This is a genomic window from Agrobacterium sp. H141, assembly GCF_057158725.1.
On record NZ_CM169893.1, the window covers coordinates 1,127,583 to 1,154,016 of the forward strand.

The 26,434-nt window shown below is 57.5% G+C and carries 21 protein-coding genes and 1 tRNA gene; 11 read left to right on the forward strand and 11 right to left on the reverse strand.

The annotated features are described in order from the left end of the window. Positions 1-19 precede the first annotated feature (19 nt). Positions 20-301 carry a hypothetical protein gene (locus ACWPM9_RS05035; protein WP_484756976.1) on the reverse strand — a complete coding sequence of 94 codons (282 nt, stop codon included), beginning with the start codon at positions 299-301 and terminating at the stop codon, positions 20-22. Here ACWPM9_RS05035 and ACWPM9_RS05040 point away from each other — a divergent pair. Next, positions 285-752 (forward strand): thermonuclease family protein, encoded by a 468-nt coding sequence (locus tag ACWPM9_RS05040; protein WP_484756977.1) that lies wholly within the window; start codon positions 285-287, stop codon positions 750-752. The genes ACWPM9_RS05035 and ACWPM9_RS05040 overlap by 17 nt on opposite strands. Positions 753-785: 33 nt before the next feature. Here the strand turns inward: ACWPM9_RS05040 and ACWPM9_RS05045 are convergent, their stop codons facing one another. Next, complete coding sequence (locus ACWPM9_RS05045) at positions 786-1,244, reverse strand: MarR family winged helix-turn-helix transcriptional regulator (protein WP_428187849.1); 459 nt, start codon at positions 1,242-1,244, stop codon at positions 786-788. Positions 1,245-1,518: 274 nt separating this feature from the next. On the opposite strand from ACWPM9_RS05045, the gene ACWPM9_RS05050 reads away from it, so the two are divergent. After that, the gene (locus ACWPM9_RS05050; RefSeq protein ID WP_484756978.1) at positions 1,519-2,214 is read left to right on the forward strand and encodes a fumarylacetoacetate hydrolase family protein; all 696 of its coding nucleotides are present in this window, start codon (positions 1,519-1,521) and stop codon (positions 2,212-2,214) included. A gap of 12 nt (positions 2,215-2,226) precedes the next feature. Here ACWPM9_RS05050 and ACWPM9_RS05055 read toward each other — a convergent pair whose 3' ends face one another. Beyond that, positions 2,227-2,985 carry an IclR family transcriptional regulator domain-containing protein gene (locus ACWPM9_RS05055; protein WP_484756979.1) on the reverse strand — a complete coding sequence of 253 codons (759 nt, stop codon included), beginning with the start codon at positions 2,983-2,985 and terminating at the stop codon, positions 2,227-2,229. Positions 2,986-3,102: 117 nt separating this feature from the next. On the opposite strand from ACWPM9_RS05055, the gene ACWPM9_RS05060 reads away from it, so the two are divergent. Genes ACWPM9_RS05060 through pcaF form a run of 3 tightly spaced genes read left to right on the forward strand, consistent with a single transcriptional unit; the run spans position 3,103 to position 5,709 of the window. Further along, the gene (locus ACWPM9_RS05060; protein ID WP_428187852.1) at positions 3,103-3,810 is read left to right on the forward strand and encodes a 3-oxoacid CoA-transferase subunit A; all 708 of its coding nucleotides are present in this window, start codon (positions 3,103-3,105) and stop codon (positions 3,808-3,810) included. After that, positions 3,807-4,493 (forward strand): 3-oxoacid CoA-transferase subunit B, encoded by a 687-nt coding sequence (locus ACWPM9_RS05065; RefSeq protein WP_484756980.1) that lies wholly within the window; start codon positions 3,807-3,809, stop codon positions 4,491-4,493. The genes ACWPM9_RS05060 and ACWPM9_RS05065 overlap by 4 nt, the downstream gene beginning before the upstream one ends. Before the next feature lie 10 nt (positions 4,494-4,503). Next, a complete protein-coding gene (pcaF, locus tag ACWPM9_RS05070) occupies positions 4,504-5,709 on the forward strand; it encodes a 3-oxoadipyl-CoA thiolase (protein ID WP_428187854.1) in 1,206 nt (401 codons plus the stop codon). 149 nt (positions 5,710-5,858) lie between these two features. On the opposite strand, the gene ACWPM9_RS05075 is transcribed toward pcaF, so the two are convergent. From ACWPM9_RS05075 to ACWPM9_RS05090, 4 genes are all read right to left on the reverse strand, one after another. Then, the gene (locus tag ACWPM9_RS05075; RefSeq protein ID WP_484756981.1) at positions 5,859-7,202 is read right to left on the reverse strand and encodes an HlyD family type I secretion periplasmic adaptor subunit; all 1,344 of its coding nucleotides are present in this window, start codon (positions 7,200-7,202) and stop codon (positions 5,859-5,861) included. 12 nt (positions 7,203-7,214) lie between these two features. Beyond that, positions 7,215-9,398: a type I secretion system permease/ATPase gene (locus tag ACWPM9_RS05080; protein WP_484756982.1), complete on the reverse strand. Its 2,184-nt coding sequence runs from the start codon at positions 9,396-9,398 to the stop codon at positions 7,215-7,217. Between the two features lie 11 nt (positions 9,399-9,409). Then, complete coding sequence (locus ACWPM9_RS05085) at positions 9,410-11,410, reverse strand: hypothetical protein (protein ID WP_484757599.1); 2,001 nt, start codon at positions 11,408-11,410, stop codon at positions 9,410-9,412. A 126-nt stretch (positions 11,411-11,536) separates the two neighbouring features. Continuing rightward, positions 11,537-13,204, reverse strand: coding sequence for a hypothetical protein (locus ACWPM9_RS05090; protein ID WP_484756983.1), 1,668 nt, complete (start codon positions 13,202-13,204; stop codon positions 11,537-11,539). Between the two features lie 807 nt (positions 13,205-14,011). On the opposite strand from ACWPM9_RS05090, the gene ACWPM9_RS05095 reads away from it, so the two are divergent. Further along, positions 14,012-14,833, forward strand: coding sequence for a response regulator transcription factor (locus ACWPM9_RS05095; protein ID WP_428187858.1), 822 nt, complete (start codon positions 14,012-14,014; stop codon positions 14,831-14,833). Next, positions 14,826-15,308 carry a hypothetical protein gene (locus ACWPM9_RS05100; protein ID WP_428187859.1) on the forward strand — a complete coding sequence of 161 codons (483 nt, stop codon included), beginning with the start codon at positions 14,826-14,828 and terminating at the stop codon, positions 15,306-15,308. The genes ACWPM9_RS05095 and ACWPM9_RS05100 overlap by 8 nt, the downstream gene beginning before the upstream one ends. A gap of 252 nt (positions 15,309-15,560) precedes the next feature. Here the strand turns inward: ACWPM9_RS05100 and ACWPM9_RS05105 are convergent. Together ACWPM9_RS05105 and cpdR1 are read right to left on the reverse strand one after the other, a co-directional pair. Next, positions 15,561-15,635: transfer RNA gene (locus ACWPM9_RS05105), tRNA-Val, on the reverse strand. Between the two features lie 96 nt (positions 15,636-15,731). Next, positions 15,732-16,094 (reverse strand): response regulator CpdR1, encoded by a 363-nt coding sequence (cpdR1, locus tag ACWPM9_RS05110; RefSeq protein ID WP_428187873.1) that lies wholly within the window; start codon positions 16,092-16,094, stop codon positions 15,732-15,734. A gap of 209 nt (positions 16,095-16,303) precedes the next feature. Here cpdR1 and ACWPM9_RS05115 point away from each other — a divergent pair, with 209 nt between their 5' ends. Continuing rightward, positions 16,304-17,179, forward strand: coding sequence for an N-formylglutamate amidohydrolase (locus ACWPM9_RS05115; protein WP_484757600.1), 876 nt, complete (start codon positions 16,304-16,306; stop codon positions 17,177-17,179). A 270-nt stretch (positions 17,180-17,449) separates the two neighbouring features. Beyond that, positions 17,450-18,226, forward strand: coding sequence for a histidinol-phosphatase (gene hisN / locus ACWPM9_RS05120; RefSeq protein WP_484756984.1), 777 nt, complete (start codon positions 17,450-17,452; stop codon positions 18,224-18,226). Here hisN and ACWPM9_RS05125 read toward each other — a convergent pair. Next, positions 18,215-19,195, reverse strand: coding sequence for an alpha/beta fold hydrolase (locus tag ACWPM9_RS05125; RefSeq protein WP_484756985.1), 981 nt, complete (start codon positions 19,193-19,195; stop codon positions 18,215-18,217). The two genes, hisN and ACWPM9_RS05125, sit on opposite strands and share 12 nt — an antisense overlap. Before the next feature lie 264 nt (positions 19,196-19,459). Here ACWPM9_RS05125 and ACWPM9_RS05130 point away from each other — a divergent pair, with 264 nt between their 5' ends. Further along, a complete protein-coding gene (locus ACWPM9_RS05130) occupies positions 19,460-19,927 on the forward strand; it encodes an Hsp20 family protein (RefSeq protein ID WP_484756986.1) in 468 nt (155 codons plus the stop codon). Positions 19,928-20,033: 106 nt separating this feature from the next. Here the strand turns inward: ACWPM9_RS05130 and ACWPM9_RS05135 are convergent, their stop codons facing one another. Then, positions 20,034-21,080 carry a threonine aldolase family protein gene (locus ACWPM9_RS05135; protein ID WP_484756987.1) on the reverse strand — a complete coding sequence of 349 codons (1,047 nt, stop codon included), beginning with the start codon at positions 21,078-21,080 and terminating at the stop codon, positions 20,034-20,036. 531 nt (positions 21,081-21,611) lie between these two features. Between ACWPM9_RS05135 and gltB the strand changes: the two genes are divergently transcribed. After that, positions 21,612-26,336 (forward strand): glutamate synthase large subunit, encoded by a 4,725-nt coding sequence (gene gltB / locus ACWPM9_RS05140; RefSeq protein WP_428187878.1) that lies wholly within the window; start codon positions 21,612-21,614, stop codon positions 26,334-26,336. Positions 26,337-26,434: the final 98 nt, after the last annotated feature.

Here is a 26,434-nt window from a genome sequence, read left to right on the forward strand (position 1 = left end):
CCCAATTGTTTTTAACGTCTCAAGCCTGGATAAGTTCAAATAAAATCCCATCGATTTCTCCCGTATCGCTGCGGCGAGAGAAGAGCGTCACGGAAAGCAGTTGTTTCGAATGACACGCTATGTCTTTTTTAGTCGCAGAGATCACAGGCGGATCGTAACCATTGAATTTGATAAATAAAAGCGTGGCGGTCGCGTTTTCGTTGCTGCTGACAATTGAACCGATGTCGGCCCGTGATTTATGGCCGCTTTCCGGTTCGGATACGCCCGTGTGGACGGACCAGCCGATGAGGATCGATCGCACTCGGCAAAGTTATGAGCGTGTTCCCGGTTTCAAGGATGATCATTTTCTGAAGTTCCGGGTCAGTCCAGCCGTCAAAGTCCATGACGGCGCTTCCTTCTCGATAGGCGGACAGATCTACATCGTGGCAAAGGCTATCGGTATGCGTCCTGACAAATCATTGTGTCGCAATGATCGGGGGGCTGTTTTCGCCTGCGGCGGCCAATCTCGAGCCTATCTGCGGAAGTTGATCACAGGCCGTTATCTCGAATGCAAATCCCAAACCCTGGCGCAGTCAACCAGACTCGTTGACTGCCGTTTGGGCAGAGACGATCTTGCAAAACGTCTGGTTCTATCTGGATTTGCGCATGCTGCGCCCGGCAGCGGGCTGTCGGGTGCAGAACAACGTGCCGTCACGCTCAAGGCCGGGATATGGGCCGATCCCACGTGTCGCGACAAACCCGCCACTTGCTGACGACGACGTCACCTGCATCGTCGCCATCGATGCTCAACTCATGCGCAGCGGAGCGCGGCTGCGCTCATTGACAGCATCTGCGGACTTTCTGAGAAGCGCCACCAACTGTGTCCGTTCCTCATTGTTAAGACCAACGAGCAGCATATCCTGCGTGCTCCTCACAATCGGGCGAATTTCGCCAAGTACGGCTGTGCCCTTGTCGGTGAGGAAAAGTTCGCGCGCGCGTCGGTCAGCAGGACTAATTTCGCGGCGCACGAGATCCTTCTGCACCAGTCGGTCAACGACACCGCCAATAGTAACGCGGTCATAGGCTATGTGGCTTGCAAGCGTCGCCTGATCCAGTCCAGGTCTGTTGGCGATTGCGGCCAGCGAAGCGTATTGAACTGGCGTCAGGTCGTAGCCTGCCTTGCCAATTTCTTCCATGAATATGGATACGGATGCCTGATTTAGGCGTCGTACGAGATGTCCCGGCATTTCATAAACTTCCAGCATAAGGTGCGGCCCTCCCCAAATATGTCTTGTTTTTCTACCCTCAATTGCGAATGTAGGGAAGAGCAAGTTAGTGTCGGGACGGGGGCAAGCAAGGGTCTTGGCATGCGCCATTGGTCTAATATGATTGAGTTTTTCCAGTCGCACTCGCGATTGAACTTGGCACGACATGCCACTCATCTGTTGTTGTTGCTCCCGATCCGGTTCCGTGCTTCAAGCACATGAGCATAATTGTCCGCGACTTTCGGTTTGCGGATATCCACAGGGTCGTCATCACATGAGTGCATTGTTTGCCGTTCCGCCAACCCCTCTCGTTCCCGTTCGTGGCGAGAGCGACGCTTATCCTGTTCACAGGATTTTCTGTGTAGGACGTAATTTTGCCGAGCATGCCGCTGAAATGGGATTCGAGGTTGACCGGGAGGCACCCTTCTATTTCACCAAGCCGCCGAGTTGTATCGTTCTGTCGGGTGCCGAAATTCCGTATCCGCCCGGCACCAGCAATCTGCATCACGAACTGGAACTGGTTGTCGCCATTGGTGGACCGGCATTCCGTATCACCGCAGAAGAAGCGGAAGCGGCAATTTTTGGTTATGCCTGCGGCTTCGACATGACCCGACGCGACCTGCAGCTGGCGTCCCGTGCCAAACAGCGACCCTGGTCGCTTGGAAAGGCTTTTGAAAATTCTGCGGCCATCTCCGAGATCACCCGGGCGGCTGAATTCGGCAAGCCCGGTGAACAGCGTATCTGGCTGGAGATCGGAGATCATGTGCGTCAGGATGCGCATCTGTCGGATCTGATCTGGTCGGTTCCCGAGCTGATCAGCCATCTGTCGAATTTCTATCATCTCGTGCCAGGCGATCTGATCTACACGGGAACGCCGGCCGGTGTCGGTGCCGTTCTGCCTGGCGATACGCTCAAGGGGCAGATCGAGGGATTGGAGCCGGTTGTTCTGACCATCGGCGCTGCTGAATGAGGACTGCAGCTCTCAACTGAGCACACGGCGCAGGCCTTCCTGCACTCTGACGAGCGCTGGCAGATAGAGACGGACAAGATCGTCCGGTTCTGTCTGAAGGGCGGCCATGCCGGTGTTGAGTGCGGCCACGGTCTGGCCCTTGGCGTTCAGGACAGGGACCGCCAGCGAGCGTACGCCGATCTCGACTTCCTGATCGATGATGGCGTGACCTTTGATCTTGACGTCGGCGATCACGCGCATGATTTCATCCGGATCGGTGAGGGAATGGGGTGTGCGCGGTGTGAGGTCTGACGTTTCCACAAGATTGCGCGCCGCATCTTGCGGAAGCGCTGCCAGAAGAACGCGACCCATTGAGGTGCAATGGGCGGGAAGCCTTGACCCAGGCATCAGGCCGATCGACATCACCCGCTTCTGGGCCGCTCTGGCCATATAGACTATATCGTGCTCATCGAGGATCGATACCGAGCACGATTGGCCGATCTGCTCGGACAGTTGATCCAGCCATGGCTGGACAATCTGGGGCAGCGGCAGGGCCGCCAATGCGCCCATACCCAGACGCAGCACCTTCGGTGTCAGCGTGAAGAATTTGCCGTCATAATTCGCGTAGCCGAGATCATGCAGGGTGAGAAGGCAGCGGCGCGCTGTGGCGCGGTCAAGCCCGGTCGCATCCGCCACATCGGCGATGGCAAGTCTGGGGCGCTCCGCACCGAAGCATTCGAGAACGCGCAATCCCTTGGCGAAGGAAGCAATAACGTCAGTTTTGTTCAACATGCGCACGGATCATGAATTCATTTGAACAAATGTCAATATGCGCACAAACGGGATTGCCTGACATATCAATTGGCCTACACCAGAATGCAAAACCCATTTTACGGGAGGTTTGGTTTAATGGACAAGACAATTGCCTCGCTCCGCGAGGCTGTGGCGGATATCGGCGACGGTGCCACATTGATGATCGGTGGCTTTGGCGGCTCCGGCGCTCCGATAGAGCTCATTCACGCGCTGATCGACAAGGGACCGAAAGGCCTCACCGTCATCAATAACAATGCCGGCAATGGTCATGTCGGTATCGCCGCAATGATCGAGCAGGGCATGGTGGCCAAGATGATCTGCTCGTTTCCGCGGTCTGCCGATCCAAAGGTCTTCACCGATCTCTATCTGGCCGGCGAGATCGAATTGGAAATCGTTCCGCAGGGAACGCTGGCGGAGCGTATTCGCGCCGGCGGTGCCGGTATTCCAGCCTTTTATACGCCCACGGCCTACGGAACGGATCTCGCCGACGGAAAGCCCGTTCAGGAGTTCGAGGGCAGGCACTATGTGCAGGAGCGCTGGTTGAAGGCCGATTTTGCGCTGATCAAGGCGGAACTTGGCGATCGGCTTGGAAATCTCACCTACCGGATGGCTGCGCGCAACTTCAATCCACTGATGGCGACGGCTGCGACCCGAACGATCGCTCAGGTGACAAAGATCGTTCCCCCCGGCGGCATTGACCCCGAACACGTTGTCACGCCGGGCATCTTTGTCGATGCCGTTGTCGAAGTGTCCGATCCGAAGCAGGAAGAAATCCTCAACCGCGAGGGAGCTGTCTACCCATGAGCGAAGCACTCGACAACATCAAGCTGTCCAACGAACAGATCGCCTGGCGCGCCGCGCAGGACATTCATGACGGTGCCTATGTCAACCTGGGTATCGGTTTTCCGGAAATGGTGGCCAAGTTCCAGCCCGAGGGCCGGGAGGCGATCTTCCATACGGAAAACGGGGTTCTCGGCTTCGGTGAGGCACCTGCTGCCGGCGAAGAGGACTGGGATCTCATCAATGCGGGCAAGAAGGCGATTACGCTGAAGCCGGGTTCGGCCTTCTTTCATCATGCCGACAGTTTCGCCATGGTTCGCGGTGGCCATCTGGATGTGGCCATCCTCGGGGCGTATCAGATCGCGGAAAATGGTGATCTGGCCAATTGGTCGACGGGCAAGGGCGGCGTGCCAGCGGTCGGCGGTGCAATGGATCTCGTCCAGAGCGCCAAGCGTGTTGCGGTTATCACCGAACATTATACCAAGAAGGGCGATCCGAAGCTGGTCAAGCGTTGCTCCATGCCGCTCACAGGTGTTGGCTGCGTGACGCGTGTCTACACCTCGCTCGCAGTCGTCGATATCGAAGAGGGTCGTTTCGTATTGAAGGAGAAACTGGCTCAAATTTCGCTCGAAGACTTGCAGGCCGTCACCGGGGCAGAGTTGCTGGTCAAGGGCGATATTGCCGAACTCAAAGTGCCAGCACTTTAAGGAGAAACGCATGGCTGACGCTTATATCTGCGACTATATTCGCACCCCCATCGGCCGCTTCGGTGGCGCTCTGTCCTCCGTCAGGGCCGATGACCTTGGCGCCATTCCCCTGAAGGCGCTTGCCGAGCGCAATCCGGATCTCGATCTGGAAGCTGTCGCGGACGTGATCTACGGCTGCGCCAATCAGGCAGGAGAAGATAACCGCAATGTTGCGCGCATGTCGTTGTTGCTGGCCGGTTATCCGGTCTCTGTCACCGGTACAACCGTCAACCGGCTTTGCGGCTCCGGGATGGATGCCGTCATCATGGCTGGCCGCGCCATCAGGTCTGGAGAGGCTGACCTGATGATTGCCGGTGGCGTGGAAAGCATGTCGCGTGCGCCCTTCGTCATGCCGAAGGCAGAGAGCGCTTTCTCGCGCAATGCCGAAATTTACGACACCACCATTGGCTGGCGTTTCGTCAATCCCCTGATGCAGAAGCAGTATGGCGTCGATTCGATGCCTGAAACGGGCGAGAATGTCGCCGAAGACTTCAAGGTCAGTCGCGAAGATCAGGATGCCTTTGCCGTACGCTCACAAGCCAAGGCTTCTGAAGCGCAGGCCAACGGGCGTCTGGCGCAGGAAATCACCCCGGTGACCATTCCGCAGCGAAAGGGCGATCCTGTGGTGGTGGATCGGGACGAACATCCGCGCGCAACCACACTTGAAACACTGGCCAAGCTGAAAACACCCTTCAAGAAGGAAGGCGGCACTGTGACGGCCGGTAATGCATCGGGTGTGAATGACGGCGCAGCGGCGCTCATCATTGCATCAGAGACAGCCGTCAAAAGACACGGTCTGACACCGATTGCCAGGATTCTGGGCGGGGCCACGGCTGGCGTTCCACCGCGGATCATGGGCTTCGGTCCGGCACCGGCCTCGAAGGCGCTGATGACGCGGCTTGGGATGACGCAGGACCAGTTCGATGTGATCGAGCTCAATGAGGCGTTCGCCTCTCAAGGGCTCGCAACTCTGCGCGATCTCGGCATTGCCGACGACGACGCTCGCGTCAACATCAATGGTGGCGCCATTGCCCTTGGTCATCCGCTCGGCATGTCGGGTGCCCGCATCACTGGCACCGCGGCCCTCCAGCTTAAACTGGGCGGCGGGCGATATGCATTGTCGACCATGTGTATCGGCGTCGGGCAAGGCATTGCCATCGCGCTTGAACGGGTCTGATCCCCGATCCGGCGCTTCGGCGCCGGATACTGCTTCTACCGACGGAGATAACAGCAACCGCAGGACCGGTGTCATTTAATATTACCCTGCTGCAGTGACCATCTCCCGGTGACAACCACGTCAAATCAGCGGCGTCCCCCGCCGCGTTTTCACTGTTCCGAAAATGCGCGTGACATGCTGTCGGCAACGGGTTTTGCGATGTAGTTGAAGAAGGTCCTCTCATTGGTCTGGATCATCACTTCGGCCGGCATGCCAGGGGTCGGCGTGAAGCCATGCACCCGCGCCAGTTCAGCCGGTGCAATGTTGATCCGTGCCAGGTAAACATCGTGCGGGGCGGATGATGCATTGCCCGATTGCTGAAGCGCGTCGGCGGAAAGATACAGGACTTCCCCCTTGACCACGGGTGTCGTTCTCTGGTTCAGCCCCACCAGCCGGATGGTTGCCTGTTGTCCAAGCTTGACACTGTCTATGTCGTTGCGCGAGATCTGGGCCTCGATGATCAGTGGCACGCCGGCCGGCAGGATTTCAAGTATAGCCTTGCCACTTTCGATAACGCCGCCATTTGTGTGATAGTGGATACGGACGACGGTCCCGGCGACCGGTGCGTTGATGGTTGCGCGCTCCAGGACATTGGACGCTTCCCGCAACTGCTCACGCACCATGTCGCGCTCGCCCTGGATGGATTGCAGGCGCTCCAATGCATCTTCCCGATAGGCGCTTTCCGCGCGCAACACTTCTTGCTCGCCTTTCGTCCGCTGTGCCTGGGTCTCGGCGATTTCTGCCTCCAGTCTACCGATCTGACCGTCCGCCTCGGCTATGGACCTGAGCAGGGCTTTGACGTCGTTGGCGCGTGCGACGCCTTTTTTTAGCAGGATCTCCTTTGCCGCGAATTCATCCTTCAGCAGATCGAGTTGGCGGATCGTCGCATCGCGTTGCCGTGTGTAACCCATCTCGCGAAATTCGAGCGCGCGGATATTCTGCTGCAACAGGGCAACCTCGCTGGACAGTTTTTGTTGCTGACTTCTGAAGTTGAGTTGCTGGCTAACCAGAATTGCCCAGACATCGGCATCGCCGCGATGTTCTTTCAAAAGCAGTGAGAAGTCGAGTTTTTCAACGGTCTCGAACTGAGCCGTCAGCCGTGCTGCGGTCACATCCAGTCGCATACGGCGCAAGAACAGTTCACGCTTTTTCGCCATTGCAGCGGTCTCGTCCAACTGCACGAGAGCCTGACCTTCGACGACCTGATCGCCCTCGTTGACAAAGATCTGCTTGATTATACCGCCTTCCAGATGCTGCAGGACCTTGTTCTGGCCGGTGGCAACGAAGCTGCCCTGGGCGATGACGGCCGCCGCCAGCGGGGCGGTGGAGGCCCATGTGCCGAAACCGCCAAAAGCGACCGCCATCAGAACAAGACCGACAATCGTCTGCTTGCTGATCGATCGTGGCACTTCGGAATACCACTCGATGTCGTGGACCTTGGCGATGTCTGACATGCCCGTCGCCTCCTACTGCAACTGATGACCGAATGAGCCACCCTCGATATCGATGCCTCGGGCTTGCAACGCATTGAGCACATCCGTGCGCATGCCGAACAAGGCAACCGTGCCGTTGACCAGCAGGAGAATCCTGTCGACGCTGGTGAGCAGGGAAGGGCGCTGGGTGACGGTTATCATCGTGATTTTCTGATCCCTGGCATGCTGCAAGGCGCGCATCAGGGCCACGTCGCCGGCACTGTCGAGGTTGGAATTAGGTTCGTCGAGAACAACCAGATGGGGATCGCCGAAAAAGGCGCGCGCCAGTGCGACGCGCTGTTTCTGGCCGCCTGACAGTGGTGAGCCATCGGCTGCGACCATGGTCTCGTAGCCATGCGGAAGACCTGCGATCATTTCGTGCACGTCGGCCAGCATCGCTGCTCGGTAGATCTGTTCGTCATCCGCATCCGATCTCATCCGGGCGATGTTGGCCTTGATCGTGCCGGGGAACAGTTGCACGTCCTGCGGCAGGTAACCGATGTTTTCACCGAACTGTCGCTGGTCCCAGTTGCGCAGGTCCATCAGGTCCAGACGCACATTGCCGGAGGTGGGAAGGATCGATCCGACCAGCATCTTGCCGAGTGTGGTCTTTCCCGCACCGGAATTGCCGATAACAGCGAGCGACTCGCCCGGTTGCAGGGAAAAGGAAATGCCGTTGAGTACCACCCGCTTGGTGCCCTGCGGCACATAGAGCAATCGCTCGACATCGAGCCGGCCCTCTGGCTTGGGCAGGTTGAGGCGCTCGAAATTGAGTGGCGAGGATTTGAGCAAAGCGGCGATCCGACCATAGGCGGCGCGCGACTGGCTGAACTGGTTCCATCCCTCGATCGCACCTTCGATTGGTGCGAGAGCGCGTCCCGCAATGATCGAGGAAGCAATGACCATCCCGCCGGTGAGTTCACCGCGGAGCGAAAGATAGGCGCCCCAACCAAGCATGGTCACCTGCGTCAGAAGACGGACACCCTTCGATATCGCGGCAATGGCGATGTTCCGGTCTTGGGCAATAACCTGCGCTTTCAGCGATGTGGCCGTGTCCTTGCCCCAGATGTGTACTGCCTCAGGGATCATTGCCAGGGCATTGATGATCTGGGAATTGCGGGTCATCGAATCCAGATGCAGGTTCGCCTTGACTTGCGCTGCGTTGGCCTCGGCGAATGGTTCAGCCGTAATGCGCTGGTTTATCTGGGTGAAGATCAACAGCAGGATTGCCGTGACCACGACGATGAAGCCAAGATGCGGATGAATCAGGAAAACCGCCAGCAGGAAGATCGGCGCAATCGGGGCGTCCAAAAAGGCGAGCAGCGTGCGCGAGACGAGGAACGAGCGAACCTGTTGAAGGTCACCGAGCGTCTGGTATTCACGACCATTGCCCTGCAAAGATGCCCGCGCCGCCGCACTGAGGATCGGCGACCCGAGCTGGGCTGCAACCTCCACGGCGGTTCGCATCAGGATGAAACGGCGCAAAGCGTCGAAGGCGGCCTGCAGAATGATGGCACCGACGATCACGATCGTCAGCATAATCAGCGTATCGGTGGACCGGCTGGTCAGGACCCGATCCGAAATCTGAAACAGATAGATCGGTATGGCCAGCACAAGCACGTTGCTGGCAACGGTAAACACCATGACGATCATCAAGTTACGTTTGACGGCGTGAATCCCGGCCTTCAGGCTGGCATTGAAATCGACCTGCCCAAGTCGCTTGTGGAAGGTGCCGCCCCCGCCAACGCCGCCGCCATTTCCGCTCTTCGATTGCGGCCTGTCAGAAGTTGACGTTTCGATCCTGGTCGGCCCACATTCGCCATCGATCACCTTCATGCCATCCGGCGCTCTGGATTTTAGCGGCTGGATTCGCGGCTCCTCGGGCTCCGGCGCTGGCTCTTGCCTGGCCTCCGCCGCCGGTTCGGCTTCGGAGCTTTCGGTCCTGGGCGCTTGGCTGTAGGCAACGCGCAAGTTGTTGGGTGGCTGGATCGACTTTGCGGCCTCGGATGGTCGCGCTGCGGGGTTGCCGAACACACCTCTGATGTAATCGTCGACAGCTCGTCCGAGCCTGGCATAGGTGCTGCCCGTGTCATTTGACGCTTCCAACCTTGACGCTCTCGGAGCCGGAGCTTCCACGGGCTCGATTGCCCGGTCAAGGTGTTTGCGGAATTCCGACATTAATGCCCCCTTCAGTGGCCAAGCATGCTGTTTACGCCGTCACACGCATGGCCGTCGTAGTCCGACGGCAGACACGAGGCGTCGGATGTCATTGCGTGATCGTCCCGATCGAGCATGGAATCATCGAGAAAGAGCACGGCTTCATTGACCAGTGCATCCGGGTTCGGGTTACCAAAGTCGGGATGGGTCGAGATCATTTCCGCCTGAAAGAGTGTTTCCTGCGAATATTGTTGCCCGCCGATATAGGTCTTTCCCACGGAATCGAGATCGATGATCGTTGCATTGTTGAGCAGAGCATTGGATCCCGTTTCGATCGTCCAGGTGGCGTCGAGATTGGGCGCTATGGCATCCATTGCCAGAGCGATCTGATCGCTGTCGCCGAGGATATTCGTCTGCCGAATGTATTGAAGGTTGATCAGGTCACCGCTGACATAAAGGACCCGCAGACCCTGCAGCCCTGCAAAATCTTCGCTGGACAGGAATTCGGAGGCGATGTCGCCCTTGCCATTGGCAAATGATCCCAGGGTGTCGCTCTGCGCCTGCGACAGACTGTCGAAACGGTCGGGATCGCCAAGCGTGGCTATACGCGCCTGGTTCCAGAGCAAGTTGCCTGAGGAAGAAAAAGAACCTTCGCCGGAAGTCTGAAAATCGTCCGTTGCGCCGACAAGATCATTGTCGAACAGGATGTTCATCTGATGGATGATGTTTGCGTCGAAGATCGAGCCGCCTACGATGATCATATCGTAGAAAAATCCCAACTCGAAGACCGAGGCATGGTTGACCGCGAAATTGTCGCCAGCGACCACGCTGGTGCTCACGCCGGAGGCCGACAGAATGCCGACGTCGTTGTCGCTCATGAAAATGATCTGCTCGAGCCAGTTGGTGATCATCAGATCGCCATGGATTTCCGTGACCGCCCAGAATGCAGGATAGCCGTCGTTGGCCCCTTCACCAGGTTCGGAACCCTCGGCGGTATCCAGATGCTCGAAGGTTGCAATATTGAACAGCTCGTTTGCGGCTGCGTCCGCAGTCAGATTGCTGACGGATGAGGTAATCGAGTCGGTATCCCACAATGCATTGATCTGGACGATCGCATTGACCTCGATGTGGTCCTCGGCAACCAAAGTGACGGTTCCGCCTGTCCAGAAGTTTTGCAGCACCGCATTGTTAATGAGTGTGTTGCCGCCGGTATGAACCTCCACTGAAACGTCTATGGAGACCGCACCGTTGTCGGATGTCCACGTGCTGGAACTTTCGTCGGTGGCGTCAGTTCCCTCTTCATCCTCGTCGAACGAGTGATAGTCCTCGACTAAAGGCACTTCCTCGACCATTTCGCCGTTGACATAGATCCCATCAATCGATTTCGCGCTGATGTGGAGCTGAACGGCGTCACTGCCTTCGGGCACATCCTGCAGTCTGTCCATCACCGTGTGGATCACATTGATGAAGTCTTCGTTTGAGCCCGGGCGGACAAGGTCACCCAGAGGCGACAAAGCAAGGGTCTCTTCCACTCCCTGCAGCACAGCCGCGTCATCGATGGCTTGCGGATTGAATGTCAGTCCATGTCCGCCAACGCTGAAATAGTCGTCGTCCGACAGGGAGATTGCCTGGTTGAATTGATTGACGACCGATCCGGGCGGTTCGATCTCTGGAGAGAGATAACGCACCGCATTGTTCGATATATTGAGATCCTGGTCAGGCGCAGCGCGAAATACCCGGCTATCGAGCTGGTCGCCGACCAGTCTTCCACCTGTCGAAAGTTGCGATGCAAAAGGTCTGTTGACGACATACCAGTGATCGGGGGCAGGGGAGCGATAACCAAAGCCTGGCTCAAACCCGAGAAGATCGAATGGTGCTGCAAAATCACTGGTGTGGACTGGCAATTTGTCCAAGGTGACATCGGCCTTGTGGAAGGCGAATTCGTTATAAGCGTCCCGGGCCCGTACAGTCTCGACGTTGATATGGAAGAAGCCGATAAAATGACTGATCTCTTCGGTAAATTTGTCCATCATCGTCAAGGCCGTATCTCCTTGTTTCCAAGGTGCCGCCATGACGTCATGTCATGAGGCACAAGGGAGCTGCGCAGGAAGCCTGCGCAGTTCCAGAGTGTTTGTTATGTCGCTAAGTCCGGTCCCGGCTCACACGCCGTCGTCGCCGTCCTCGCCCACAACCGTGCTGGTCAGGCTGCCGCCGACAATCGTCATGTCGATGGCATTCTGCTGCAGGTTGGCGCCCATGACGATTTCCTGGTTGAAGGCGCTGGTGTCTATGCCGGCATCCGCACTGGCGGAACTCGTGCCGGTGACATATCCGTCATCACCATTGTCAGACCCCCAGGAACCACCGTCGCCCTCGCCACCGTAACCGGTCGAGGCCGTGCCACCCATGCCCCCGAAGGAACCGTCGCCGCCATCTGCCCAGCCGCCGACTGCGCCGCCACCGGTGCCGGATGTCCAGGCACCGCTGAGAGCTGCGCCACCATCTCCACCGGTCGCCCAGGCATCACCGCCCCAGGCATCACCGCCGGCTGCATTCCCTGAAGCGCCACCGGCACCATTGCCGGCAGCACCATTGCCGCCGTCACCGCCGACGCCAAATCCAGCGCCATTGCCAGCACCGAGACCGAGGCCCATACCGCCGGCGTCGCCACCGCCACCGCCGTTGCCGGCATTGCTGGCCGCACCACTGTTGCCGCTGTCACCACCGGCACCACCGCCAGTCGCCGCGCCGCCTGTGTTGTCGCCGCCGTTGCCACTGCCTCCGGCATTGCCTCCCTCATTGTCGATGAGGATCGGATTGATCAGGCCGAGAGAAAGGCCCAGACCATTGCCGCCGTCACCGCCCGTGGCTTCGCTGTCGCCAGCGTCATCGGCATCGCCACCCTCTGCGTCTCCTCCGGCGCCACCGCTTCCGGTGCCACCTGTGGAGTTGTTGCCTGCGGCGCCGGTGCCGCCCATTGCCAGACCGGCACCAAGGCCGAGACCCAGACCGAGGCCGAGGCCCGTGCCGGAACCACCGGTGCCGCCGTCACCGCCGACGCCAATGCCGCCGAGCGCTGCGCCAGAGTTCGTGTTGCCCGATGTGGCGCTTGCCCCATCGGCATCGCCGCCATCGCCTTCGCCACCGTCAGCACCGCTGAGTGCCAAACCACCAAGGCCGATACCGCCGAGAGCCGTGCCACCAAATGCCGCGGCGCCGTCGCCACCATTGCCGCCGTCGGCGTCGGCATTGCTCCCTCCGTTGCCGCCTTCGCCGCCGCCGTTAATGCCATCTTCGGCTTTGGCTGTTCCGCCGTTCGCTTTTGCATTTACCGTGAAGCCGGCTTCATTTCGGACTTCGGCATTATCCAGCCTGTCGTTGTCTTGAAGATTGGCGATCTGGTTAAAGACATTGCCGACATCATTGCCCGCGCCATCGAGGGCATCATTCATTACATCGTCGAACTGAACGTTGAACATGCCTTCGACCGACGAGCCGCCGGAGACATCGACATCGGCGAAGTCGTCATCGGTGGGGATCAGGTTTTCGATACCGGGATCGACGGTCACGCCAACAGAGACCGTGGTGGTGCTGACATTCTCGTTGTAATTCAGATTGCCGTTCAGGTTTCCGTTGCCATTCAAATTGCCGTTGAAGTTGTCAGATTCACTCGATTGGGACTGCTCCTGGCCTTGTCCCTGTCCTTGAGCTTCCATCTGCGCCTGCAATTGGGCCTGGGCCTCAAGCTGGGCCTGGGCCTGAAGTTCACTCTGATGCTGGTCGTCATCGTTGTGGTGATAATTGTGATGCCTTGAACTGCCTGACATAGTCGTATCCTCCGTTGCCGGATTCCGCGACTGCTTGACCGTTATTCATCTTCTATACGGTCTTCACATGCGAATTCCGGATTTGTCTGCGGTTAAAAGACGAATTGCCTCATGGGGCCACTATTCGTGTCGCCATTCCGGCGATTGTTGATGCTCCTCCAACTGTTCCCCATGAATGCGGTTGAGAGGTATCGAACTCCGTTCGGGCCATGTCCTTCAGAGAATCATGCCCAACGCGAACAACAAGGTCGGCGCCTCGAATCTGAGTCTCTACTTGTTGGGGGCCGGAGATAAGCTGATAAATAGAGCTAGTAATGTGCGCTGCGGCATTGATGCTCGGCGATCTAGATTGGCAATGCCGTCGTCATGACTTGCCCTCACCACGGTCAAGTTCTTGCTGTCTGATCGTCGGCTCGAAATGAAACAGTCGATGGCACTGTTGGGCTCAGCCTCGATGTATCAGGCTGGTGCTCATCCGAAGGGGACTGTTCTGGCACGATCATTGGCAGCGAGGATGAAATCGTGCCGTCCACCGCTTGGCAATGAAGTGGTGTAAAGAGAGTAGTTTACCGTCAGAATATCATTCGTTGTGTGTAGACGATCTAGACCTTTGGTTGTGTATGCGACGGTAAAAGGGCTTCGTTTGAAATGTGCTGGAACAATGATCTCGCCCATCATGTCTATGAGCGCGTCCTTTAGATCATTCGGACTATTCCCAATCTTTATTGTTTGGTTTACGTTTTTCTAACGGACCGTGGATTGCATTCGATAAGTGCACTCTGGGATTGTATCGGGGAGGGATGCTGCATGAAACAACTTGCGCCAGACGTCGCAAGCGGTGGCGAGGAGTTGGCGGCTTCTCTTGACGCGATGCCGAATCTTCGAACGCTTCTGTATGTCGGCCCGTCGGACGTTATTTCCGGGGCAATGGCTGCGGCCATTCAGAGAGAATTTCCCTTTCTCAGAGTGGCACAAAGTGTGACCATGCGGTCGGTTTTCGAGGAATTCGATATTCCACTGCGACTTGTGCTGGTCGATTTGATCCATGCCCATGAGCTGAGCGAGTGCGCCGACGAATTGCTTGCCCAGCATCCTTCGTCTGCCATTGCGATTGTTACGGACAGCGATTTACGCGGCAGCGTCGAGCGGTTTCATCTCATCGACACCAGCCACGTCCAGGGCGTGCTGCCTTTGAACGTGAGTCTTGATGTCTTGCTTTCAATGCTGCGTATCATCCTGAGGGGAGGAACGTATTTCCCGTTTGTCGCCTATCGAAATCAAGACAGGATCAGTTGGCGAAACGAAAATGACGGTCCATATGACGGGCCGAAACCGCAGCTGGTGCAAGAAAAGCAAGGTGCGGTCATGCACCAGTTGACCAAGCGCGAAAACGAGATCTTGGCCAAGATTGCCTTGGGCAACCAGAACAAGATTATTGCCGCAACGCTGGGTTTGTCGGAACACACGGTCAAGATCCATATCCACAACATCATTACCAAGCTCGGCGTTCACAATCGAACCGAGGCTGGTGCCCTTTATTTCGAAAACAGGGACAGGGAGGGCGGCGCTTCGGGTTCCGGCTACGATCATAGCCCGCGTAACAATCCATTGTCGGACGGCGATGCGTAGATTCCAGGATGTGCTGCTGCTGATCGGGCAGTTGAACTATACCTGGACCAATACCGAAAGTCTGTTGATCCATATGATTGCCGGCCTCGCCCAATCGGACAAGGAGACGGCGATCGTCATTTTTCTGACGCTGAATACGCCGCGTGCACGCATCGATCTCGTCGAGCGCCTGGCAAAGATGCAAAAGACGCCGGCGGAGTGTCGCGCGGATGTGCTGGCATCTACGAAACGCCTGTCAGAAGAGGCAAAACTTCGTAACAAATACAACCATTGTATCTATTCGTTCGACCCCGACAGCGGTCGCGGATTGACCCAGTCAATGCGTATTTTCGAAAGCCGGGAAGACATTAAATATGGCAAGATCGAAGAACTCGACGATCAGGAAATAGAGCGTATTCGCGAGAGCATTCGCTCTCTTATCCGGATAAACCAGTCATTCTGGAGCATTACTGAAAAATATGGCTTCCCCAAATGACCCGGCGTGTCCGGTCTTGGCGAGGGACTACCGTGAATTGGCCTGTGGAAAACTCAGGATCGCTGCTGAAGACGGAGGGGGGAGGCGCGGGCGCGTGATTTTGGTGGCCCTCTGGCCCAGAGGCGAGGGCCATGCATGATGTCTCCGCGCTCATCCGACGTTTCGTTTTGGCGAATAGGGGACGGGTAAGAAGAGGAAAATGCAGATTATATCGTCAACCTTGCACACGCCTGAGACTTCAGGAAGATCGGATGGTGGGCGTGACAGGGATTGAACCTGTGACCCCTACGATGTCAACGTAGTGCTCTCCCGCTGAGCTACACGCCCATCCAATGAGCGGCTTAAGACCACAAAACCGGAGGCCGCGTCAATAGGCTTTTTCCGGTTTTGTGAAGAGTTTTTGAAAGCCGCCGGATTGCGGCCTCAAGCGGCCAGCATCTTGTTCACTTCGTCGACGAGATCGCGCAGGTGGAACGGCTTGGACAGTACCTTGGCGTCCTTGGGTGCCTGCGAATCGGCATTGAGCGCGACGGCTGCAAAACCGGTGATGAACATGACCTTGAGGTCCGGATCGAGTTCGGTGGCGCGACGCGCAAGCTCGATGCCGTCCATTTCAGGCATGACGATATCGGTCAGCAGCAGCGAGAAGGGTTCCTCGCGAAGGCGGTCATAGGCACTTGCGCCATTGTCGTAGGACAAGACCGTGTATCCGGCCTTTTCGAGCGCCTTGACCAGGAAGCGGCGCATATCGTTGTCGTCTTCCGCGAGGAGAATTTTTTGATTCATTGGGTGACCGTAACTCACATCATCTGGGATAAGTCGGATCTCTCCGGCAGTCCACGTTAACCTTTGACCGGTAAACATCCGGTGAAGGCTATGTGGGCAACCGGCTTCAGCCGTTGTGCCTAGTATGGACTTCCCCTGGTCCAACTGGCAACATGTAGCACAAATCAACTTGATGACTTGGTAAAAATTCACAGGGCAAAATGGACCAAATGGAGTGTAACGGCGGGATCTTCGAAGTGCGCGAGCCAGACGAGCAGCGTATTCCCTTCGTTTTCAATTCGCCGCATTCCGGTCGTTGCTATCCTGCGTCGCTGTTGCAGAACTCACGGCTCGACGAGCATGCGATCCGCCGTTCGGAAGATCCCTATGTGGACGAGCTGTTCGGGGCAGCGCCGGCGATCGGCGCTCCACTGCTTCTCGCGCATTTTCCCCGCGCTTTCGTCGACGTGAATCGTGAGCCCTATGAACTCGATCCGCGCATGTTCGATGGGCCGCTGCCGCCTTATGCCAATTCCCATTCTATCCGGGTCGCCGGCGGTCTTGGCACCATTCCGCGTATCGTCGCTGAAAACATGGAAATCTATTTCGGCAGACTTCCTGTGGAAGAAGCGATCATGCGGATCGAGGATATCTACAAGCCCTATCATGCGCGGCTGCGAAAGCTGATTGCGCAGACGCATACGCGCTTCGGTCTGGGCGTTTTGGTGGATTGTCATTCCATGCCCGGCAATCTCAATGCCAGTGGCGGCCGTAACCGGCCCGACTTCATCATTGGCGATCGCTACGGAACCAGTGCATCGGCAGAACTGTCGCGGGCGGCCATGAGCTTCCTTGAAGACCTCGGTTTTCACGTCGCCCGCAACAAGCCTTATGCCGGCGGTTTCATCACCGAGCATTATGGGCGTCCGTCGCGCGGGCTGCACGCCTTGCAGATCGAGGTCAGTCGCGCGCTCTATGTCAATGAAGCGACGCTTGAGAAGCGGTCGGATTTTTCTGCGCTCGTTTCGGCGATTTCCAGCTTCATGCGGCAGATGGCAGCCTTTGTCGAAGGCTTCGGTGAAGCGACCGCGCTCGCCGCCGAATAGGTTTCTCTCTATTTTCAGGACAAAAAAAACCGCGCCAGTGGCGCGGCTAAGTCTAGGGAGGAAACACCCAAGGAGGGTATTTACAGTCGTTAAACTGTGACCTCAGACTATTGTTGCGCTGCACAAGTGTCAATATGTTTTGTCAAAAATTTAAGCACTCCATCGGAGTGCTTAAATACTCATCGTTTTTGCCCCGGTGGGCCGGAATTGCAATTCCGGTAAAAGCGGCTAAGACGGAACCAGTTTCTCAAGCCTTTCCGGATATTTGCCATGCTTCCCGACCGCGACTTTTTCAACCGACTTGCCGAAGCTGCCAAGGCTGAAACCTTGCCACGGTTTCGCTCGCGACTCGATGTCGTCAACAAGGAGCAGGGTGGTTTCGATCCGGTGACCGAGGGTGATCGGGCCGCAGAGGCAGCCATCCGCGCCATCATCGAGAAGGACTTTCCCGAGCACGGCATTCTCGGAGAGGAATTTGGCAATGTTGGCATCGATCGTGAGCATGTCTGGGTCATCGATCCCATCGACGGCACGCGGGCCTTCATTTCCGGTGTGCCGGTCTGGGGAACGCTGATCGGTTTTCAATCGGCCGGTCGTTCGGTGATGGGGCTGATGGATCAGCCATTTACAGGCGAGCGCTATTTCGCCGACGGCGAGCGCTCGTGGTATTCAGGCCCTGGCGGTGACCATCAGCTTCAGGTCCGTGATTGCGGTAGCCTGGAGAATGCGACTTTGTTCACCACCTCTCCGCATCTGTTTACCGGCGATGCGCTGACACGCTATCGCACCATCGAAAGTCGTTCGCAGCTGTTCCGCTATGGTATCGATTGCTATGCCTATGCTTTGCTTGCCAGTGGCCATATCGATCTGGTGATCGAGAGTGGCTTGAAGCCCTATGATGTCGGTGCACTCATCCCGATCATCGAACAGGCCGGTGGCATCGTCACGACCTGGGATGGCGGACGACCGGAGGAGGCGGGCACCATCATTGCTGCCGGATCGGCAAAGGTCCATGCCGAGGCGCTGGCGATCATGTCAGGGCGCTGACGGTTCCAGTGCCTGTTTTGCTTGCTCCTCGGCCTCGCTGCCGGGAATGAAGGCGGCAATGGCCGCCAAGGCCTGTCCCCTGTAGTAATCGCTCTCCTGCAGGATCTCGTGGCGCGAGCCGGCGACGGGCACAAACTGCGCGGCGCGAAAATACTGCGACATCCGCTCTTCTGCCTCGTAGGACACGACTTCCTCTCGTGTCGGCGCAATCATAACCGTCGGCACTGTGATTGAGTAGAGATGTGCTGGCATGTTGACCCGGTACATGGCCTTCATGCACTCGTACAGCCAGCGGGCTGACGGCGGACCGATTGCCAGTTCGGGTCGTGTCTCTTCGATTTGCTGATTGCGCGTGAAACGCGCGACGTCGGATGTCAGCGCATTGGTGGCAAACTCCTCCAACGGTCCATCCTTCGTCATGGGACGTGCGCCAAAACCGAAAAGACTCATCAGCATGGTCAGCCAATAGACCTTGCTGTTGGAAATGGATTGTTTTGCCAGTCCGACAAAGGGTGCGCACAGCACCATGCGATCAATCCGGTTGACGAGGCGAGGCGCAGCGGACAGCGCGATCAGGCCACCGGTGGAATGGGCGAGCATGAAGAAGGGCAGGCGTGTGTCTGGAAGCACGACCTGCTCCAGAAAGATCTCAAGGTCGCGGACGTAATGCGAGAAGCGCCTGACGTGGCCAGTTCGCGGGTTCTTCAGCAGGCGTTCAGATCCGCCCTGTCCGCGCAGATCGAAAGTCGCGACCCATAGGCCCCTTGCCGTCAGATCCTTGATCGTCTCGTAGTATTTCTCGATGGATTCATTGCGGCCCTGAATCAGCACGACGGTGCCCATGGACATATGTTCTTCGGAGCGGAAGATCGCATAGCGCAGTTTCACACCGCGATAGCCGTCGAAGAAGCCGGCGACATGATTGCCGGGTACGGGGTTTCCGGGTGTGGCGTGCAGTATCTCGTCCATGATGCTCGCCTGTGCTGGAGGCATTGGTGATGCAGGTGTAACCGGGATAAGCGCAAGGCGATTCGAGGTCAAAGGAAAAAGCCGTTTTGTGCGGTCCAGAGCCCACCTGCACGGGCGGTGTATTGCCCTCTTGAACTGGCAAACGGGATTTCCCATCTATTCTTTCGGAGGCCAAAAAGGCTCCGATAACCGCCTCGAACCATCGCCGACACAGGGATGAACGAGGTTTTGACATTCGCAAACCGTCGCTTCCAGGAGGACACCATGCGTCACGTTGATTTTTCGCCACTCTACCGTTCCACAGTCGGCTTCGACCGGCTCTTCACCATGCTCGACAGTCTCGGTCAGCCAGACCAGGCTCAGACCTATCCGCCCTATAATATCGAGCGCACGGGTGAAACGACCTACCGTATCACCATGGCCGTTGCCGGTTTCGATGAATCGGAATTGAGCATCGAAGCGCATGCCCACGTCCTGACCGTCAAGGGTGAGAAGGCAGAGGAAGGCTCAGAAGAGCAGACTGAATTCCTCTATCGCGGCATCGCCAAGCGCGCTTTCGAGCGACGTTTCCAGCTCGCCGATCATGTCGAAGTCCAGAATGCTTCGCTGAAAAACGGTCTTTTGCATATCGACCTTCTTCGCAATATCCCCGATGCGATGAAGCCGCGCCGGATCGAGATTGCTGCCGAGCCGGTGAATAGCGCCAAGGCCATCGAGGCTCATGTGAATTAATCCGTATCGCGTTTACGGTGCTGAACGAGCGGCTCTCCTGACGGAGGGCCGCTTTTGTATTTGTATCGCCGTAGTGCTCGGTCTCTCTTGTTAATACCCGCCCGTCTCAGGCCAACGTGAGCAGAAAGCGATCCACCTCTTCAGCCGTGGTCGAAAAGGACGTGACGAGACGAATGATTGTCTCGTGGTCCTTGATTTTGCCCTTGAGTTCCTGCGGCACAGGCCAGTGGTAGAAGCTCGCGCCGCGATCCGTGGCATCTTTGGCGGCGGTCTTGTCGAGAACCGCGAAGACCTCGTTACTGGTGGTTTCCCAAGCCAGACGACCATTGGGAGAGGCGGTGAAGCCGGCGCGCAGACGGTCAGCCATGGCATTGGCATTGCGGGCGAGATCGAGCCAGAGACCGTTTTCGAAATAGGCGTCGAGCTGTGCCGAGATGAAGCGTGTCTTGGAAAACAGCTGGGCCGAGCGCTTGCGGATGAAGGGCATGTCGGCTGCCATGTCCGGCTTGAAGAAAATGATCGCTTCCGCACACCAGCAGCCGTTCTTGGTGCCGCCAAAGGACAGGATGTCGACGCCGCGCTTCCAGGTCATTTCGGCGGGGCTGGCATCCAGTGCCACCAGCGCATTGGCAAAGCGTGCGCCATCCATATGCACCGGTAGGTCATGCTCGCCGGCAATCGCGCTGATGCGTTCGATTTCCTCAAGGCTGTATACGGTTCCCGATTCCGTTGCCTGGGTCATGGTCACGGCCATGGCGCGGCCCTGATGTACAGCATTTGAGGGGTAGCGGGCAATGGAGGCTTTTAGCTGATCGGCGTCGATCTTGCCGTTGCGTCCCTCGACCGGACAAAAGCGTGTGCCGGTGAGGAAATCCGGCGCGCCGCATTCGTCTGCGACAACATGGGCTTCGGAGTGGCAGAAGGTTACGCCGCCCGGCTTTGCCACCGCTGCCAGCGACAGGGAATTCGCAGCTGTGCCTGTTGCGACAAAGAAAACAGCGACATCACGCTCGAAGATCTCAGAGAATTTTTGCTCGACACGCTTGTCGAGATCGCTGGTGCCATAGGCTGCGGCATAACCGGCGGCTTCCCTGGACAGGCTTTCTGCGATAGCGGGATGGGCGCCTGCCCAGTTGTCGGAGGAGAAAAACATGACAGTATGGGTTCCAGTTCGAAGGGGGAGGAATAGATCCTATCCGGAGATTATGTATTTCACCGGTCGGATCAACCGTCATCCGCGTCGTCACATGCCGCCATTGCCAGCAAAGCAACAAGAGCAATTCATTTGCGCCTTTTGACGTAAGAAAATATCGGCGAAGAGCGGCTGGCGGACATCTTTGTCCGCGCGCTTTCCACTTTATTAAAGCATGCTCTTGCAGTCGCCATCGGTTTCTGGCATAGAAACTCTCAAATTAGGTCAGTTTTATTGACCTAATTTCTGATGTGACGATGGCTTTTCTGATCGCTGAAACCTTCCTTCTGGCTGGTTTCGCGGTATAGTTCTGCCAGCATGTATGAGGACTGTCTGTTGTAGGGCGCAAAGTCGAGGGCAAATGCTCCGGTTTTCCGTCACCATTGCAGACGTAGTCCTTACGTCACACCAGACTGTTTTATTGGCATTGCGCGGCTTGCATGAGTTCATGGGTCGTAGAGTGGTGCCGCAAGGTGTTTTGGAGGGAAGTTGATGACCGATACGAGAGCATCCACAGTCGCAGGACAGGTTGCCGCGGACGTGACGGCGAAGGCCGCCAGCGGCGCAATCCGTGCGGGCTTTCCGGAAAAGCAGGGTCTTTACGATCCGGCCAATGAACACGATGCCTGCGGCGTCGGCTTCATTGCCCATATGAAGGGTGAGAAGTCGCATCAGATCATCAAGGACGGGCTTTTCATTCTCGAAAACCTCACCCATCGCGGTGCTGTTGGTGCTGATCCTCTGATGGGCGATGGCGCTGGCATTCTGGTGCAGATCCCGGATCGGTTCTTCCGCGAGGAAATGGCATTGCAGGGCGTGGCCCTGCCAGAGTCCGGCAAATATGCCGTTGGCCATTTCTTCTTCCCGCAGGATGACGGTCAGGTCGATCACTTCAAGAATGTCATCCGCGAAGTGGTGGACGCCGAAGGTCAGCATCTGCTTGGCTACCGCGATGTTCCGGTGGACAATGCTTCGCTCTCCAAGGCCCCAGAGATTGCCGCGACCGAGCCACGCCATATCCAGGTCTTTATCGGTGCAGGCAGCGATGCCGAGACGCAGGATCAGTTCGAGCGCAAGCTGTTTACGCTTCGCAAGGTCATTTCCAACCGCATCTATGATGAAGGTGGTGGCAAGGAAAGTCATGCTTTCTATCCGGTATCGCTGTCGGCCTCGACCATTGTCTACAAGGGCATGTTCCTCGCCTATCAGGTCGGTGCTTACTACAAGGATCTGTCTGACCCGCGCTTTGAATCCGCTGTCGCCCTTGTGCATCAGCGCTTTTCCACCAACACGTTCCCGTCCTGGAAGCTTGCGCATCCGTACCGCATGGTCGCCCATAACGGCGAAATCAACACGCTGCGCGGCAACGTCAACTGGATGGCGGCGCGTCAGGCGTCGGTCTCTTCGCCACTGTTCGGTGAGGATATCTCCAAGCTCTGGCCGATCTCCTATGAAGGTCAATCGGACACGGCCTGTTTTGACAATGCGCTCGAATTCCTGATGCGTGGCGGTTATTCGATGGCGCATGCCGTGATGATGCTGATCCCGGAAGCCTGGGCGGGCAACCAGTCCATGAGCCCGGACCGGAAGGCCTTCTACGAATATCACGCCGCTCTGATGGAGCCCTGGGACGGGCCGGCTGCCGTTTGCTTTACCGATGGTCGCCAGATCGGTGCAACGCTTGACCGCAATGGCCTGCGTCCTGCACGTTACATCGTCACCAGCGATGACCGCATCATTCTGGCTTCGGAAGCGGGAACGCTGCCGGTGCCGGAAGAGCTGATCGTGAAGAAATGGCGCCTTCAGCCTGGCAAGATGTTGCTCCTCGACATGGAAAAAGGGCGTATCATTTCCGACGAGGAAGTGAAGTCGGATCTTGCCAAGAGCCACCCGTACCGCGAATGGCTCGACCGGACCCAGCTGATCCTTGAAGATCTGAAGCCGGTTGAACCGCGTGCGCTTCGTCGTGACGTGTCGCTGCTCGATCGTCAGCAAGCATTCGGTTATACCACCGAAGACACCAAGATCCTGATGTCGCCAATGGCGACAACCGGTCAGGAAGCAATTGGCTCGATGGGCACCGATACGCCGATCTCGGCGATGTCGATGAAATCGAAGCTGCTTTATACCTATTTCAAGCAGAACTTCGCCCAGGTGACCAATCCGCCGATCGACCCGATCCGCGAGGAGCTGGTGATGAGCCTTGTCTCGTTCATCGGTCCGCGGCCGAACCTTCTCGACCATGAGGGCGCTGCAAACGCCAAGCGTCTGGAAGTGCGCCAGCCGATCCTCACCAATGGCGATCTGGAGAAGATCCGTTCTATCGGCCATACCGAAGACCGGTTCGACACCAAGACACTCGACTTCACCTATGATGTGGAGCGTGGCGCCGAAGGCATGCCGGATATGCTGGAGCGGCTTTGCGAGCGGGCTGAAGCTGCCGTTCGTGGCGGTTACAACATCATCGTCTTGTCTGACCGTCAGGTTGGTCCGGATCGTATTGCGATCCCGGCGCTTCTGGCGACTGCTGCCGTTCATCACCATCTGATCCGCAAGGGGCTTCGCACTTCTGTCGGCATCGTCGTGGAGTCGGGTGAGCCGCGTGAGGTGCACCACTTCTGCTGTCTGGCAGGCTATGGTGCCGAGGCGATCAACCCCTATCTTGCCTTTGACACACTGCTCGATATGCACAAGCATGGCGAGTTTCCAAAGGAGGTCGATTCCGAGGAAGTGGTCTATCGCTACATCAAGGCCGTGGGGAAGGGCATCCTGAAGGTCATGTCCAAGATGGGTATCTCGACCTACCAGTCCTATTGCGGTGCGCAGATCTTCGACGCAGTCGGTCTGTCGTCTGAGCTCGTTGGCAAATATTTCTTCGGCACTGCCACCACGATCGAGGGCATTGGCCTTGCCGAAATTTCCGAGGAAACAGTTTCGCGCCACCAGTCGGCCTTCGGCAAGGATCCGGTTCTGGCCACAACGCTGGAAGTCGGCGGCGAATATGCCTACCGGATGCGCGGTGAAAACCACGCCTGGAGCCCGGATTCGATTGCAGCCCTGCAGCATGCCGTGCGCGGCAACAGCCAGGACCGCTACGGCGAGTTCTCCGAAATGGTCAATGACAGCAATCTGCGGATGAACACCATTCGCGGTCTGTTCAAGATCAAGTCGGCTGAAGAGCTGGGCCGCAAGCCCATCTCGATCGATGAGGTCGAACCTGCAGTCGATATCGTCAAGCGTTTCTCGACCGGTGCCATGTCCTTCGGCTCAATCAGCCGCGAGGCGCATACGACATTGGCCATTGCCATGAACCGGATCGGCGGGAAGTCGAACACGGGTGAGGGCGGTGAAGAAGCCGACCGTTATCTGCCGCTACTTGACGGTTCGGCAAACCCTGAGCGATCGGCAATCAAGCAGATTGCGTCTGGCCGCTTTGGCGTGACGACCGAATATCTGGTCAACGCCGACATGCTGCAGATCAAGGTGGCGCAGGGTGCAAAGCCCGGCGAGGGCGGACAGCTTCCGGGCCACAAGGTGGATGCGACGATTGCAAAGACCCGTCACTCGACCCCGGGTGTAGGCCTGATTTCGCCTCCTCCGCATCACGACATCTATTCGATCGAGGATCTGGCGCAGCTGATCTTCGACCTGAAGAATGTCAATCCGGAGGCCGATGTTTCGGTCAAGCTGGTCTCAGAAGTGGGCGTCGGAACGGTTGCGGCCGGTGTTGCCAAGGCGCGTGCCGACCACATCACCATTTCCGGCTTTGATGGCGGTACCGGCGCTTCGCCGTTGACCTCGCTCAAGCATGCCGGCAGCCCGTGGGAAATCGGCCTTGCCGAAACCCAGCAGACGCTTGTCTTGAACGGACTTCGTTCGCGCATCGCACTTCAAGTCGATGGCGGTCTGAAAACCGGTCGCGACGTGATCGTCGGCGCGCTGCTCGGTGCCGACGAGTTCGGCTTTGCCACGGCACCGCTGATTGCCGCCGGCTGCATCATGATGCGCAAGTGCCATCTCAACACCTGTCCTGTTGGCGTCGCCACCCAGGATCCGGTCCTGCGCAAGCGCTTCAAGGGTGCGCCCGAGCATGTCGTCAATTACTTCTTCTTCGTCGCCGAAGAAGTGCGTGAGATGCTGGCGGCTCTCGGTGTCTCCAAGCTCGATGACATCATCGGTCAGTCCGAGATGCTTGAAAAGGATGAGATGCTGGCGCATTGGAAAGCCAAGGGCCTCGATTTCACGCGGATCTTCCACAAGGTCGATGCATCGAAGAACGACACCTTCTGGACCATGCGTCAGAAGCATCCGATCGACGATATCCTCGACCGCAAGTTGATCGAGAAGGCGATGCCGTCGCTGGAAAGCAAGCAGCCTGTCGTCTTCGATGTCGACATCAAGAATGTGGACCGGTCCGCCGGCGCCATGTTGTCGGGTGAACTGGCCAAGCGCTACGGCCACAAGGGGCTAAAGGACGACACGATCCATGTGACGCTGAACGGCACGGCTGGTCAGTCCTTCGGTGCATTCCTGGCACACGGCATCACATTCGATCTCGTCGGCGATGGCAATGACTATGTCGGCAAGGGATTGTCCGGTGGCCGCATCATCGTCCGTCCGCCTGAGAACACCAAGATCGTTGCCGAGAATTCGATCATCGTCGGCAATACTGTTCTTTACGGCGCGATCGAGGGCGAATGCTACTTCCGCGGCGTTGCCGGTGAACGGTTTGCCGTGCGCAATTCCGGTGCCATCGCTGTTGTCGAAGGCGTGGGTGACCATGGCTGCGAATACATGACCGGCGGTGTCGTCGTCGTGCTCGGTCAGACCGGCCGTAACTTCGCAGCCGGCATGTCCGGCGGCGTGGCTTACGTTCTCGACGAGGAGGGTGATTTCGCCAGCCGCTGCAACATGGCCATGGTCGAACTCGAGCCGGTTCCGGAAGAGGACGACATGCTTGAGAAGCTCCATCACCATGGCGGAGACCTCATGCATAAGGGCCGTGTGGATGTGTCTGAAGACATGACACGGCATGACGAGGAGCGTCTCTACCAACTCATCGCCAACCACTACCACTACACGGACTCGGCGCGGGCCAAGGACATTCTGGACAATTGGGCCGCGTATCGTGCGAAGTTCCGCAAGGTCATGCCGGTCGAGTACCGTCGTGCGCTTGAAGAGATGGAACGCATGCGCATGGGTGTCGCGGCTGAGTGAGGCAGCCTGATCCTTCACCGGATCGTTTCTTTGATCCTGGCAATCGCCATTGCGGCGATTGCCGGTCTGGTGAACGGCAGGATTGAATTTGAATTCAT